The sequence below is a fragment of the Aurantiacibacter flavus genome (assembly GCF_039710615.1).
Classification (GTDB): Bacteria; Pseudomonadota; Alphaproteobacteria; order Sphingomonadales; family Sphingomonadaceae; genus Alteraurantiacibacter; species Alteraurantiacibacter flavus.
Genome location: NZ_JBDLBR010000006.1, coordinates 37094 through 51125 on the forward strand (window position 1 = coordinate 37094; position 14032 = coordinate 51125).

Consider the following 14032-nt stretch of genomic DNA (forward strand, 5'->3'; position numbering starts at 1 on the left):
CCGCTGACCTAGCACTTTCCCTTAGGGGCAGGTCGCCCCTCCCCTCCGGGAGTGCAAAGTTACCGCCATGCGCGCCTCACCCTTCGTCGCCTCGCTTGCCAGTATCGCCATGCTTGCCTCCTGCGGAGGGGGTGGATCGGGCTCCGGCAGTTCGGCGACGCCCGCTCCGGGCGCAGGCGCGCCAACCCCGTCTCCGACCGCAAGCAGCGCGCCATGCTCGCTCACCAGCCGGGCCGCCGCTTTCGACGCGGTGATCGACGAATGGTATGTCTTCCCCGATCTGCTCGCCAATCCCTCGATTGCGTCTTTTGCGAACCTGGACGACTATATCGACGCCCGCGTGGCCCCGGCCCGGGCGCAGAACAAGGATCGCTATTTCACCTATCTGACCTCGATCGCGGAAGAGAACGCCTACTATTCCTCGGGATCGAGCGCGGGGTTCGGCTTCCGCCTGTCTTACGATACGGCGGCGCGCCGGGTATGGGTGGCGGAAACCTTCGAGGACACACCCGCGCTGGGCGCCAATCTCGATCGCGGCACCGAAATTCTGGCCATCGGCACGTCGCCATCGAACCTCCAGACCATCGACGAGATCATGGCGAGCAACCCGGTCTATCCCGACTATGCCGTTTATCTCGCGCTTGGCCCGAACGATGCGGGTGTGACACGCGTCTTGCGGGTGCGCGATCAGTCTGGCGTCACGCGTGAAGTCTCGCTTACGAAAACCGACTTCGCGCTCGATCCGGTGTCGGACCGCTATGGCGCGAAGGTGATCGACGATAACGGCAAGAAGGTCGGCTATTTCAACCTGCGCACCTTCATCGAACCGGCCATTGCCGACATGCGCGTTGCCTTCGACGATTTCCGCAGCCAGGGCATCACCGAATTCGTCGTCGACCTGCGCTACAACGGCGGCGGCGCGCTCTCGGTGTCGGACGTGCTCGGTGACCTGCTCGCGCGCGACTATGTCGGCGAGATCTATTACACGCTGGCCTTCCGGCCATCGAAATCGGGCGAGAACGAGACCTACCGGTTCGTGAGCAGATCGCAGTCGGTGGCACCCACCCGCATTGCCTTCATCGGCACCGGTTCGACAGCCTCTGCCAGCGAACTGGTGATCAACGGGCTCCAGCCTTACCTCGGCACCAACATGGCTCTCGTCGGGTCCAACACCTACGGCAAACCGGTCGGCCAATCGGCCTTCGACCTGCCCGATTGCGACGACCGCCTGCGGCTGCTGACCTTCAAACTCGAAAATGCCGAGGGCAACGGTGAGTATTTCAACGGGTTGGCCACCACCGTGCCCAACACCTGCCGTGCCGACGACGACCTGTCCTTTCAGCTGGGCGATCCGCGCGAGAACATGGTTGCCCGCGCGCTCGATTTCCTTGCCGGGCGCTCGTGTGCGCCGATTGCCACGAGCACCGATGACGCCATCGCTTCGACCGAGCCCACAAGCCTGGGCAAGCGCGGCCTGCTTACGCCCGAGCAGCCGCGCAGCACCGCCGAACGCGAGGTTCCGGGGCTGTTCTAGGCGGGCTGCTGGGCTGGCTTTTGGGCCGGATCGGCAGGCGGATGGCTGGCGCGCCATGCGCAGCCTTCGCGCTGCTGCGAGCCCAGTTGCAAGGTCGCCACGAACGGATAGGTCCGGTCGCTCATGCCGTCGGAACACCGGCCCGGCGTCACCATCAGGTCGAAGCTCTCGCCGTCGAGCATGCCCGACCAAGTCACCCCGCCCCGTCCGGCGAAGCGGCTCACCGCAATCGCGGTGCCGTCGATATTCTCGGGCGTGGTGTAGGTGAGGCGCTCACCCACAACCGAGCCGCCCCAGAACGGCTCTGTTCCGGTAAAGCGCATTTCCTCGTCGGCGCCGATCTCCGAGAACGGCCTTGGGTCTTCGGCATTGCCCGGAACGACGCTGTCCGATCCCGAACAGGCAGCCAGCATAAGGAACGACAGGGCGACGGGAACGAGCTTGGCAGCGGCGCGGTGCATGACGATTTCCTCTGGACGATCGGGGATTGCCTCTTTCCAGCAAAGTCCGCTCCTGCCAAGGCCGCAGCCACGCGAACGGGAGCATTTACGCATGAGCGGCGAAGACGAAGAATACGTGTACGACGAGGAAAGCGGCGAATGGATGCCGGCTTCCGAACTGGCGGCCAAGCAGGCTGCGGCCAACACGGTCGAGGTGCGCGACGCGGTAGGAAATGTGCTGGCCGATGGCGATCAGGTCACGCTGATCAAGGACCTCGAAGTCAAGGGCGCGGGGCAGACGCTCAAGCAGGGCACGCTGATCAAGGCGATCCGGCTGACCGGCGATCCGCAGGAAATCGACTGCAAGTATCCCGGCATCAAGGGGCTGGTGCTGCGCGCCGAGTTCGTCCGCAAACGCTAAACGGCGCGTTACTTGCGCGCACGCGACAGGCGCCGCTTGTTGGCACGAACAGGCTTGCGATAATGCGCCAGCATCTTGTTGGCGACCGCTTCGGGCTGTGCGCCGCTACTCATCAGCGGCCACAGCGCCATGGGCAAGCTCGCCCCGGCCGTGATCTTTTCGCTCAGCATGCGCTTCGCCTCGCGCTCGGCCAACGCACCGCCGCCCATCATCCGCATCGAGCGCAGCCAGATGACGTTCGCCGCCTCCAGCCCAAGCATCCAGCTGTCGAACGCAACTTGGGCAGGGTTCGCGGGTGTCTTGCGCGTCATGGCAGTCTCCGATTCAGGAAGGGGGGCCATGAGATAACGCAGGTGCACCCGTTTGGTTGCGCCCCGATCGCACGATAGCGACCGGGGCGCGAAACCGGTTAGCCTCCGGCAAGTGCGCTTGCCGGCACGCCGCGTGCTGCCAGCTGCGAAACGGCACTCTCGCGCGCGTCATTGAAGCAAGCGCGGGCATCGGGTAGCCGGTCGATCTTGGAGCCGCCATTGATGTCGCACACCGTCCGCGCCGCATTGTCGATGCGGATTTGCAGCGTGTCGCGATCATAGGCGCTGGTAAGGTCCAGATCGGCAGTTTCGATCACCACCGCATTGTGATCGAGCGACTGGCTCACCAGCACCTCGCCGTCGCTGGCGAAAGCCGGGGCCATGGCAGTCATACCAAGTAGGCCGGCGACAAAAATGGCGGCCCCACGCGGGGCCTTTTGCATGATAGGCATCGTATTCTCCTGCGGGCCCGCCGAACGTTCATGCGTACGGCGTGACGAAAGGGCGGCGCACTATGCGCCGCTCCTTCGGGAAAAATGGTTCATCTGCCGAACGGTTCCAACCACCTGGTGAGACTGACTGCGCCGAACAGAGCCTAACGAAAGACGAGCCGAACCAGCGCCGCCTCTAACCCGCAGCGCGGGCCTTGCGCACTGCCGCCAGGAAGGGCGCGTAGTCCACGTAGTCGCGGTGTTCGACCACCTTCCCGTCCGCCAGGGTCAGCACGATGACCATGGGCGTGACGCTGTCCACCGTATGGCCTTCGCCAAGGTCAAGCCCCCAGTGGAGCGCCCCTTCGGCCAGCGCGACATCACCCGAGACGATCTGCCGGAAGGGCGTAAATTCCATATGTGTGATCCCCGCATAGCCGAGGCGGAACCGCTCCATCATGGCCTCACGCCCCACCGATTCTACCCCGCCGAAAACGAGCGTGGCGGTCGGGTCGCGAAAGGTCGCATTGTCGGCCAGCAGCCCTTCGAGCGCATCCCAATCACGCGAGGTATAGGCCTGGAAATAGGCCTCGGCCACGGGCGCGGTTGCGGCGCTGACTGCGGTATAGTCGCGCGGCGGGGCCTCCTCGGCCGCAACAGGGGCCGCTATCGTCAGACTGGCCGCAGCCAGCGCCAGACCTGTCGAACGCATTGATCTCATTCTATCGCCCCTCATGCACCGGGGGCGATGCAAGCCCGCCCCCGTGCACAAGTCAAGCGTCGCCCGACGAAGGTCGCACAGCGTCAATCGTGCTCGCGGTCGCCTGCACCCATGTAGAGTTCGCGTCCGGTCTCTTCGTAGACCTTGCTCATCTCTTCCATGCCCTTCTCGGCCTCTTCCACGGCAACGAAGCCGTCGCTCGACTGGTTCTGCAGCCGGGCGAACTCGCGAACTTCCTGGCTGATCTTCATCGAGCAGAACTTCGGCCCGCACATCGAGCAGAAATGCGCCGACTTTGCGCCTTCTGCCGGAAGCGTCTGGTCGTGATACTGCTCGGCCGTATCGGGATCGAGCGAGAGGTTGAACTGATCGCGCCAGCGGAACTCGAAGCGCGCCTTGCTCAAGGCATCGTCGCGCACCTGCGCTGCCGGGTGGCCCTTGGCGAGATCCGCCGCGTGGGCCGCCAGCTTGTAGGTGACCACGCCGACCTTCACGTCATCACGATCAGGCAGGCCGAGGTGCTCCTTGGGCGTGACGTAGCAGAGCATCGCCGTGCCATACCAGCCGATCTGCGCCGCGCCGATGCCGCTGGTGATATGGTCGTAGCCCGGCGCGATGTCGGTCACGAGCGGCCCGAGCGTGTAGAACGGGGCCTCGCCGCAGGCTTCGAGCTGCTTGTCCATGTTCTCCTTGATCTTGTGCATGGGCACGTGGCCCGGCCCTTCGATCATCACCTGCACGTCCTGCTCCCAGGCGCGCTTGGTCAGCTCGCCCAGCGTGTACAGCTCGGCGAACTGGGCCTCGTCGTTGGCGTCGTAGATCGAGCCGGGGCGCAGGCCGTCGCCCAGCGAATAGGCGATGTCGTAAGCCTTCATGATCTCGGTGATCTCGTCGAACTTCTCATAGAGGAAGCTCTCCTTGTGATGCGCGAGGCACCACTTGGCCATGATCGAGCCGCCGCGCGACACAATCCCGGTCATGCGCTTGGCCGCCAGCGGCACATAGGGCAGGCGCACCCCGGCGTGGATCGTGAAGTAGTCGACGCCCTGCTCGGCCTGCTCGATGAGGGTGTCGCGGAACACCTCCCAGGTCAGATCCTCGGCAATGCCGCCGACCTTTTCGAGCGCCTGATAGATCGGCACCGTGCCGATCGGGACCGGCGAGTTGCGGATGATCCATTCACGGGTGTCGTGAATGTTGCGGCCCGTCGAGAGGTCCATCACGGTGTCCGCGCCCCAGCGGATCGACCAGACCATCTTGTCGACCTCGCTCGCCACGTCGCTGGCAACGGCGGAGTTGCCGATATTGGCGTTGATCTTGACGAGAAAGTTGCGCCCGATGGCCATCGGCTCGGCCTCGGGGTGGTTGACGTTGGAGGGGATGATCGCCCGCCCGCGCGCCACTTCGTCGCGCACGAATTCGGGGGTTACGTAGTCGGGGATGGCGGCACCCCAGTCCTGCCCCTCGCGGCGGTATTCCTTCAGCTTCGCGCGCCCGAGGTTTTCGCGCTCAGCGACATATTCCATCTCGGGGGTGATGATACCCTGCCGGGCGTAGTACATCTGCGACAGGTTCTTGCCCGGCTTGGCGCGCAAGGGGCGACGCAAGGCGGTAGGGAACGGGGGCACGCCGCCCGACCGGTCCGGCCCAAGCTGGCCGTTATCCTCCGGCTTGATTTCGCGCGGAGCATATTCCTCGACATCGCCGCGCGCGAGCTGCCATTCGCGGCGCAAAGGCGGCAGGCCCGCCTGAATGTCGATGGTCGCGTCAGTGTCGGTATAGGGGCCGGAGGTATCGTAGACGCGCACCGGCGGCTCGCCGCTGCTCGGTTCGAGGTCGATCTCGCGCATGGCCACCTTGAGCGGCCCGACGTGGACCTTGCGGCTACCCCGGATGGGGCCGGTGGTTACACCGATCTCGAGCTTGCTGTTGATATCGGCCATGCACTTCTCTCCTCGTTACCGGAGAAAAGGCCGCGTTTTCCTGTGGTGAGAAAACCGCTTCCCTCCCTCCGCCGGTCTTAACCGGATCAGGTTCAGCGGGTCGGCGGCTCGTGCCGCCCTCTCAAGCGCCGTGCCTCGATACGATCAGGCAGCGCTCCCCCGGGGCAGGGGCCTCTATAGAGGCTAATCGCCCACGAAGATAGGGAGCTGTTCGCGCGGGTCAGATAATCCGGGCAAAGGTGGCGACGATCAGCACCACGCCGCCACCGACCAGCGCATAGGCCCAGCCCCGGCCCCGCACGCCGACCAAACGCCGCCCCAGCGCCATCATGCGCTCGCCAACCGCCACAAAGGCCAGCCCGGCGGCCACCACCGCGCCGCCCAGCGCTGTCATCAACATCGTCAGCGGATCGCCCAGCTGCCAAGGGTTGGCAAGATAGATCGCCGCGCCGCCCAGCACGAAGACGACACCGGTGAGGAAGCGCAGCCCCGGCGAGTGCTCCCATTCGGACAGCAGTTCGAGATAGAACCCGCGCACCCGCAATTCCGCAAAGCCAAGCGCGAGAGCAAACAGGCCGGCAAAGAACGCCAGGCCGGCGGCAAGGTCGGTGAATTGAGCCATAAGCGCGGATACCTCTGGCCGGGCGCAGGGTCTAGGTGGCGTGGACAAATTCGAGCTTCTGGTTTTGGCTCCATTTGCGGAAGTCTCGATGAAGTGCCATCCTTCAAGCATTGGGCAGATGTGCATGGGGAGTAAGACTCGATGAATTGGAGGCGAGCATTCTGGCGCTATGCCCATCGTCGATACCAAATTAGAAAGCCTTCTGTAGTCAGGGAGCGACTTGCCTTTGGCTTCGCCATGTTTTTCGGGTTTATCTATGCTATTGCATTCTGGAATGATTTTTATGGGAATCTCGAAGTCATCCCCGGTGTGATCGGCTTCGTCGCAGTGCCACTAGCACTTTCGATCGCGCACCGACAAATACGCCTTGAACGGGCTAAGGGCGGAGACGCCCTCTACCGGAAAATGCTAGAGCACAACGGTTGAGCATTGGCGCAAACCAAGTGCGCTTTACCTCAAACACCTTGGCCGCTTCACTCCCTAATTTAAGTCGCTCCAGCCTCTCCCAAATTCGTCCACACGGCCTAGGGTTCAAGGCCCGGAAAGCCCCCACCCGGCACGCCACACCATGACTGTTCTGTTCCGCCTCGACGCCAATGCCCGCGCCATCGCCCGCCCTTTTGGCGCCTATAGCGGCAATGACCCGTGGGCGGGCGGGCATGTCGCGCCCGGCGGGTTCGCCCCGATCATCACCGAGGGGCGCGAGTTCGTCGCCGGGCCGGGCGCGGCGCGGCAGACGCGGCGGATGGTCCCGCGCCTGTGGGGAGTGCCGCCGCCGCCCTCCGCCAATTACAATGCGCGGCCTGTGCTCAGCGTCGCCAATCCCGATAGCCCGTTTTGGATCGGCAACCTGCGCAACCGCGAGTTCCGCTGCCTTGTGCCTGCCACCAGCTTCATGGTCTGGGGCGCGGGGACCGACTACGAAGGCCGCCGCCTGCGCCACTGGCTCGCACCCGAGGGCGAGACGCTGTTCGCCTTTGCCGGATTGTGGAAGGATAGCGAGGTGCCAAGCTTCGCGCTCATCACCCGGCCCGCCAGCCCCGAAGTCCGCGCCCTTGGCGCAGAGCGGATGCCGCTGGTGCTTCCGGGGCACGAGAAAGCCTATGCCCTGTGGCTGCGCGGCGGGTGGGACCGGGCCTCTTCGCTGCTTGAAACCGATCCCGAAGCGCCCTTGCGCGAACTGCCCCCAAGCGACCGGGGCTAGTTACGCACTGGGCGGCCATTGCCAGCAGCGCCCCTCGCGCTATGACCGTTGCTAACACCTGAAACCGGAATCGAGGACGACCCCATGCTTCTCCGCCGCGCTGCTCTGCTTCTGTCGCTCCCGCTCGCCGCAGGCGTTGCCCTGCCCACCGCGCTCGCCGCCCGCCCGATGACGCCGCAGGACGTCGCCCGCATCGAATACACGGCGGGAATCGCGATTTCGCGCGATGGCACCAACATCGCCTACACCACGCTTTCGCGCCCCGATGTCACCAAGGGCGAGGAGAACGGCGGCGCGCGGCAGGAGCTGTTTCTGGCCGATGCCCCGATGCAGGCGCGCGCCTGGCTGCCCGAGGGGATGGAGGTTTCGCGGATAGGGTTCACCCCCGATGGAGCGATGGTCACCTTCCTGTGGAGCGCCGAGGACGAAAAGCGCGCGCTTTGGGGCGTGCCCGTCAATGGCGGGCCCTATCGCAAGCTCGCCGAAATCGACGGGGCCAATGTCACGTCCTATTCCTTCGCGCCTTCGGGCAGCGAGGTCTATCTGATCGCCGCCCCCGCCAAGGACGACGAGCGCGAAGCCGAGTCCGATGCCGGCTTCAACGCTCGCATCTACGAGGAAGAGCTGCGCTATTCGCGGGTCTTCGTGGCAAGCCTTGGCGAAGAACCTGATGCCGAACCGCGCCAGCTTGAGCTTCCGGGCGAGGTTTACAGCTTCGAGGTTGCCCCCAATGGCGAGTTCGCGGTGTTCACGTCCGCGCCAACGCCGCTCGTCGACGATGAATACACGAGCCTGCGCGCCAATATCCTCAACCTCTATGACGACAGCGTCGTGACCGTGCAGACCAACGGCAAGCTGGGCGATATCGAGATTTCGCCCGATTCACGCCAGCTGTCGATGATCGCGGCGGTCGATGCCAACGATCCGGCGGCGACCACGCTTTACCTCGTCGATGCCACGACCGGCGACTTTACCGCGCTCAACGAAGGCGCGCCCGAGGCGGCAGTCGATGCCGAGTGGATGGCCGACGGGCGGCTCGCCAGCGTGATCCACGTCGGCGCGCAATCCGTGCTGCGCTACTATTCGGATAGCGGAGAGGTGCTCGGCAATGTCGATCCGGGCGAGCTGATCCTGACCGGGCTCGATCAGGGGGGCAATATCCTGATTGCTACGGCCAATTCGCCCGCGCATCCGTCCGAGCTGTTCGTCGCCTCGCGCGGCGGGTTCGAGCGCTGGACTGCGCACAACCCGTGGCTGTCGGAGGTCGACTTCGGCACCCAGCGCACGCTCACCTATGCCGCGCGCGACGGGCAGGTAATCGAGGGCATCCTGATCGAACCGGTAGGCGAGCCTCCGCTCGGCGGATCGCCGCTGATCCTCGATGTCCACGGCGGGCCGGAATCGCACGAGAGCAACGGCTGGGTGACCAGCTATGCCAACCCCGGACAGGTGGCGGCGGGCCAGGGTTATGCGGTGTTCCTGCCCAACTATCGTGGCTCGACCGGCTATGGCACCGCCTTTTCGAAGCAGCATCAGGCCGATGCGGCGGGCAAGGAGTTCGACGATCTGGTCGATGCCAAGCGCGCGCTGGTCGAGCAGCTGGTGGCCGATGAAAACCGGGTGGGCGTGACCGGCGGCTCTTACGGCGGCTATGCCACCGCCTGGAGTTCGACGCGCTATTCGGAAGAATTCGCCGCTGGCGTCATGTTCGTTGGCATTTCCAACCTGGTTTCCAAGCTCGGCACCACCGACATTCCGAACGAGGAATTCCTCGTCCACGCCCGCGCGCAGCCTTGGGACAATTACGAGTTCACCATCGAGCGCAGCCCGGTGACCTACGCCGGACAGGCCGAAACCCCGCTGCTGATCCTGCACGGCGAGGATGATCCGCGCGTCAGCCCCACGCAGAGCCTCGAGCTTTATCGCAATATCAAGATCCGCAAGCCGGAAACGCCGCTGCGGCTGGTGTGGTATCCGGGCGAAGGCCACGGCAACGCGATGGCGGCCGCGCGCTACGACTATAACCTGCGCATGATGGAATGGTTCGACACCTACCTGAAGACGGGCAACCGCACCGCGGCCGTCCCTGCGCCTCGGCCCGACCTGATGATCGAGGAGGACGAAGCGGAGGAGTAATCCTCCGCCCCCCAGTGCTCAGAAGGTGTAGCCGACCCCGAAGGCGCCGAAGAACTGGTCTTTCGAACCGCGCACACTGGTGAAAGGCGTATCCGCCGCATCGCCAAGCACGCGCGAATAGCCGCCAACAACGATCAGCCCAAAGCCGCCGTTGGTGATATCGCCATCGAGGTCGATGCCGGTCAGCAGTGTCGCGCCCGCGCGGGTAAAACCGCCGCCCGAGGGCTGAAACTCGGGCAACTCGCCACCTGTTGCCACGCTCTGCGCGGGGCTGACGGCGAAGTAATAATCATGGAACTTCGCGTCGGCATATTCGGTCGACAGCGAAAGGCTGGCCACCATCCCGCGATTGAGTGGGGTGAAATAGGTCACCGAGGGGCTGACAACGAAGCCATCGTGCGCACCGTTGATGTCCCATACAGCATCGGCGCTGAAGGTCAGGCTGTCATAGCCATGCAGCACCTTGTTGATGGTAACGCCCGCCGTGGGGCCGACTTCGATCGCCTTGTCGAGTTTGCCGAGACTGGCGACAACTTCGTCCTTGATCTGGGTGTTGCGATTGGCGCGCAGCCGCGCGGCGACACCGAGATCGAAGCCGATCTTCCCATCACCGTCAGGAATGAAATCGAGCGCAAGTCCGCCGCCGCGCGGAGAGATACCCACCCCGCCCAGCGAGCCCTGCACGATCGGCAGCGGCGTGAAAACGTAATCGTCCGAGCCAAGGTAGCTCGGGTTCACCGCCACGCCCACGCCCACCGACAGATAGTCGCCGGAAAAGGCGGTATCGCTCATGTCGATCTGCTCATCGCTGTCCTGCGCGCTGGCGCCGGCCGACATCAAGGTGGCCGCGGCAAGAGCAAGACTGGCCTTGAGCGAACCGGCCTTGAAAGAATTACTGAACATATTGGGGCTCCCCGAATTTTAAGTGAAATGTTCGGCGCACCGAGTTGGTTCCGCAATGACAATCGGCTATCGCAGTTGGAATGACCGGGCATACCTTCGATATCGCCATTGTCGGCGGAGGTCTGGCCGGAGGGCTGATCGCGCTCGCGGTAACGCAGGCACGTCCCGATCTGACGCTGCGATTGATCGAGGCAGGGGCGCAGCCCGGCGGCAACCATCGCTGGAGCTGGTTTGCCAGTGACCTGCCCGCAGGTGGTGATGCCCTGCTCGCCCCCTTCGGCAAGACCGCGTGGAACCACGGCTACGACGTGAGCTTCCCCGGCCACAGCCGCCATCTCGCCAGCCGCTATTGCTCGCTGGCGAGCGAGGACTTTGCCGCCACGCTGGCCCGCGAACTTCCCGCAGGCGCGATCCTGACCGGGGCCGAAGCCGCTTCGCTCGATGCCGGCGGCGTGACACTCGGCGACGGACGGCGCATCGATGCGCGCGCAGTGATCGACTGTCGCGGCTTTGCCCCCACTGCGAGCCTCTCGGGTGGCTGGCAGGTATTCATGGGCCGCCACCTGCGCGTTTCCCGGCCCCATGGTCTTACTGCACCGGTCATCATGGACGCAACGGTCGCGCAACTGGGCGGCTACCGCTTTGTCTATGTCCTGCCGTTGGGCGAGCGCGAGCTGTTCATCGAGGACACCTACTATCAGGACGAGCCCACGCTCGACCATGCCGCGCTCAACGCCCGGCTTGACGACTATGCGCGGACGCAAGGCTGGGATGGCGATATCCTCGGCAGCGAAACGGGTGTGCTGCCGGTTATAACCGGAGGCGACTTCGCCGCCTTCCAGGCCGAGCAGCGCATAGAAGGCGTGAGCGTGGCGGGCGCACGTGGCGGATTCGTCCACCCGCTGACTAGCTACACCCTGCCCTTCGCCGTCGCCACCGCGCTGGCCGTCACCGCCGAGGCCGATCTGCCCGGCGACCAGCTCGCCACGAAGCTAGAAACGATGGCGCGCGAGCACTGGCGCGCGATGGGATTCTATCGCCTGCTCGGGCGGATGCTGTTCGGCGCCGCTTTGCCCGAAGAGCGTTACCGTGTGTTCGAACGCTTTTACCGGCTATCCGAAAGGCTGATCGAACGCTTCTATGCCGGGCGCTCGACGATGGCTGATCGTGCAAGAGTGCTTGCGGGCAAGCCCCCTGTTCCCGTATCTCGGGCTGTCGCTGCCCTGACACGCCCTGCCCCGCCCCTGCGGGCGCCCGAACACAAGGATTATCCATGACACGCCCCGAAGGCCGCACCGCCTGCGTGATCGGCGCCGGTTTCGGCGGGCTCGCGCTCGCGATCCGGTTGCAGAGCGCCGGGATTGCCACCACCGTGACCGAATCGCGCGACAAGCCCGGCGGGCGCGCCTATTTCTGGGAGCGCGACGGCTTCACCTTCGACGCCGGGCCGACCGTCGTAACCGATCCCGATTGCCTGAAGGAACTGTGGGCGCTCTCCGGCCACGACATGGCCGCCGACGTTGAACTGATGCCGGTCATGCCGTTTTACCGGCTCAACTGGCCCGATGGCACCAACTTTGACTATTCGAACGACGAAGCCAGCCTGCGCAAGGAGATCGCCAAGCTCGATCCCGCCGACGTGCAGGGCTACGAACGCTTCCTCGAATATTCGGCCGGGGTGTTCGAAGAGGGCTACGTCAAGCTGGGCTCGGTGCCGTTCCTCGACTTCAGCTCGATGATCAAGGCCGCGCCCGCGCTGATGAAGTATCAGGCCTGGCGCAGCGTCTATTCCATGGTGAGCAAATTCATCCGCAGCGAGAAGCTGCGCGAGGCGCTGAGCTTCCACACCCTGCTGGTGGGCGGCAACCCGATGAAAACCAGCGCAATCTATGCGCTGATCCACAAGCTGGAGAAAGACGGCGGCGTGTGGTGGACGCGCGGCGGCACCAACCGCCTGATCGCCGGGATGGTGCGCCATTTCGAGCGGATCGGCGGCAAGGTCAGGCTGGGCGATCCGGTCAGCCGGATCGAGACGCTCGGCAAGCGGGCCAAGGGCGTTCACACCAGGAGCGGCTGGTACGGCGAGTTCGACGCGGTCGCCTCGAACGCCGATATCGTCCACTCCTACCGTGATCTGCTGGGCGACAGCCATCGCGGCAAATCGCAGGGCAAGGCATTGGCGAAGAAGAGCTTCTCGCCCAGCCTGTTCGTCGTCCACTTCGGGGTCGAGGGCAGCTGGCCGGGAATTCCGCACCACATGATCCTGTTCGGCCCGCGCTACAAAGGCCTGCTCGACGACATCTATACCCACGGCGTGCTGCCGCAAGATTTCTCGATCTACCTTCACCACCCGACCGTGACCGATCCCAGCATGGCGCCCGAAGGCAAGAGCACCTTCTATGCGCTGGTGCCGGTGGCGCATCAGGGCAAGCTGGCGATCGACTGGTCGGTGGTCGGCCCGCAACTCGAAAAGCGCATCCTCGACGAGGTCGGGCGGCGGCTGATCCCCGACATCCACGACCGGATCGTGACCAGTTTCCACTATGCACCGACCGATTTCAGCCGCGACCTCAACGCGCACCTTGGCAGCGCGTTCAGCCTTGAGCCGGTGTTAACGCAAAGCGCATGGTTCCGCGGGCACAATCGCGACGACGTGATCGAGAACTTCTACCTCGTGGGCGCGGGCACCCATCCCGGCGCGGGCATTCCCGGCGTGGTCGGCAGCGCCAAGGCAACCGCCGGGCTGATGATCGAGGATCTCACCCAATGAAGCGGCTTGCGGTCTATTGCGGCTCGGCCACGCCCTCCGATCCGCGCTACATGGCGCTCGCACACGAGGTCGGCGCGAGCCTCGCACAGCGCGGGATCGGCGTGGTCTTTGGTGGCGGCAGGGCCGGGCTGATGGGCGCTGTCGCCAATGGTGCGCTGAGTGCGGGCGGCGAGGTGATCGGCGTCATCCCCACGGCGCTGGTGAACCTCGAAGTGGCGCACAAAGGGCTGAGCGAATTGCAGGTGGTCGACACCATGCATCAGCGCAAGCAGGCCTTCACCGACCTGTCGGACGGCTTCGTGACGCTGCCTGGCGGCGTCGGCACTTTGGACGAGCTGTGGGAAGCGATCAGCTGGGCGCAGCTCGGCTATCACGCCAATCCAGTCGGTCTGCTCAACGCCTTCGGCTACTATGACGGGCTGCTCGCCTTCAACGCGCATATGGGCGAGGTCGGCTTCGTGCGCAGCGCGCACCGCGACATTCTGATCTCCGCCGACACCCTCGATGACTTGCTGGCGAAGATGGCCTCTTTCACCCCCGCAAAGACGGTGGTGGAGATGCGGGTGGACGACCTGTGAAGCGCGTTCGCCCCCGGC

General features: G+C 64.7%; 14 protein-coding genes and 1 riboswitch. Of the genes, 7 read left to right on the forward strand and 7 right to left on the reverse strand.

Annotation, left to right across the window (positions count from 1 at the left end; translation table 11 throughout):
* Window positions 1-67: 67 nt before the first annotated feature.
* Window positions 68-1534, forward strand: coding sequence for a S41 family peptidase (locus ABDJ38_RS15310; protein ID WP_346786005.1), 1467 nt, complete (start codon window positions 68-70; stop codon window positions 1532-1534).
* Here the strand turns inward: ABDJ38_RS15310 and ABDJ38_RS15315 are convergent.
* Window positions 1531-1995, reverse strand: a complete 465-nt coding sequence (locus tag ABDJ38_RS15315) for a COG3650 family protein (RefSeq protein ID WP_346786006.1) — start codon at window positions 1993-1995, stop codon at window positions 1531-1533. The two genes, ABDJ38_RS15310 and ABDJ38_RS15315, sit on opposite strands and share 4 nt — an antisense overlap.
* Before the next feature lie 91 nt (window positions 1996-2086).
* Between ABDJ38_RS15315 and ABDJ38_RS15320 the strand changes: the two genes are divergently transcribed.
* Window positions 2087-2395 (forward strand): alkylphosphonate utilization protein, encoded by a 309-nt coding sequence (locus ABDJ38_RS15320; protein WP_346786007.1) that lies wholly within the window; start codon window positions 2087-2089, stop codon window positions 2393-2395.
* Between the two features lie 8 nt (window positions 2396-2403).
* Here ABDJ38_RS15320 and ABDJ38_RS15325 read toward each other — a convergent pair whose 3' ends face one another.
* The 5 genes from ABDJ38_RS15325 to ABDJ38_RS15345 form a co-directional block, all read right to left on the reverse strand.
* On the reverse strand, window positions 2404-2706 hold the full coding sequence (locus ABDJ38_RS15325) for a hypothetical protein (protein ID WP_346786009.1): 303 nt from the start codon (window positions 2704-2706) through the stop codon (window positions 2404-2406).
* A gap of 98 nt (window positions 2707-2804) precedes the next feature.
* Window positions 2805-3158 (reverse strand): UrcA family protein, encoded by a 354-nt coding sequence (locus ABDJ38_RS15330; protein ID WP_346786010.1) that lies wholly within the window; start codon window positions 3156-3158, stop codon window positions 2805-2807.
* A gap of 175 nt (window positions 3159-3333) precedes the next feature.
* Window positions 3334-3849, reverse strand: a complete 516-nt coding sequence (locus tag ABDJ38_RS15335; protein WP_346786011.1) for a nuclear transport factor 2 family protein — start codon at window positions 3847-3849, stop codon at window positions 3334-3336.
* A gap of 92 nt (window positions 3850-3941) precedes the next feature.
* Window positions 3942-5801: a phosphomethylpyrimidine synthase ThiC gene (gene thiC, locus ABDJ38_RS15340; RefSeq protein WP_346786012.1), complete on the reverse strand. Its 1860-nt coding sequence runs from the start codon at window positions 5799-5801 to the stop codon at window positions 3942-3944.
* 46 nt (window positions 5802-5847) lie between these two features.
* Window positions 5848-5973: riboswitch (TPP riboswitch) on the reverse strand.
* A gap of 48 nt (window positions 5974-6021) precedes the next feature.
* Entirely contained in the window at window positions 6022-6423 is a 402-nt protein-coding gene (locus ABDJ38_RS15345) for a hypothetical protein (RefSeq protein WP_346786013.1), read from the reverse strand.
* 568 nt (window positions 6424-6991) lie between these two features.
* Here ABDJ38_RS15345 and ABDJ38_RS15350 point away from each other — a divergent pair.
* Together ABDJ38_RS15350 and ABDJ38_RS15355 are read left to right on the forward strand one after the other, a co-directional pair.
* Window positions 6992-7627 (forward strand): SOS response-associated peptidase family protein, encoded by a 636-nt coding sequence (locus ABDJ38_RS15350; protein ID WP_346786014.1) that lies wholly within the window; start codon window positions 6992-6994, stop codon window positions 7625-7627.
* Between the two features lie 84 nt (window positions 7628-7711).
* Window positions 7712-9763, forward strand: a complete 2052-nt coding sequence (locus ABDJ38_RS15355; RefSeq protein ID WP_346786015.1) for an alpha/beta hydrolase family protein — start codon at window positions 7712-7714, stop codon at window positions 9761-9763.
* A gap of 18 nt (window positions 9764-9781) precedes the next feature.
* On the opposite strand, the gene ABDJ38_RS15360 is transcribed toward ABDJ38_RS15355, so the two are convergent.
* Window positions 9782-10666 (reverse strand): MipA/OmpV family protein, encoded by an 885-nt coding sequence (locus ABDJ38_RS15360; protein ID WP_346786016.1) that lies wholly within the window; start codon window positions 10664-10666, stop codon window positions 9782-9784.
* Between the two features lie 80 nt (window positions 10667-10746).
* On the opposite strand from ABDJ38_RS15360, the gene crtY reads away from it, so the two are divergent.
* Genes crtY through ABDJ38_RS15375 form a run of 3 tightly spaced genes read left to right on the forward strand, consistent with a single transcriptional unit; the run spans window position 10747 to window position 14014 of the window.
* On the forward strand, window positions 10747-11943 hold the full coding sequence (crtY, locus tag ABDJ38_RS15365; protein WP_346786017.1) for a lycopene beta-cyclase CrtY: 1197 nt from the start codon (window positions 10747-10749) through the stop codon (window positions 11941-11943).
* Complete coding sequence (locus ABDJ38_RS15370) at window positions 11940-13436, forward strand: phytoene desaturase (RefSeq protein ID WP_346786018.1); 1497 nt, start codon at window positions 11940-11942, stop codon at window positions 13434-13436. Before crtY ends, ABDJ38_RS15370 begins: the two co-directional genes overlap by 4 nt.
* Window positions 13433-14014 carry an LOG family protein gene (locus tag ABDJ38_RS15375; RefSeq protein ID WP_346786019.1) on the forward strand — a complete coding sequence of 194 codons (582 nt, stop codon included), beginning with the start codon at window positions 13433-13435 and terminating at the stop codon, window positions 14012-14014. The genes ABDJ38_RS15370 and ABDJ38_RS15375 overlap by 4 nt, the downstream gene beginning before the upstream one ends.
* The last annotated feature ends 18 nt before the right edge of the window (window positions 14015-14032 follow it).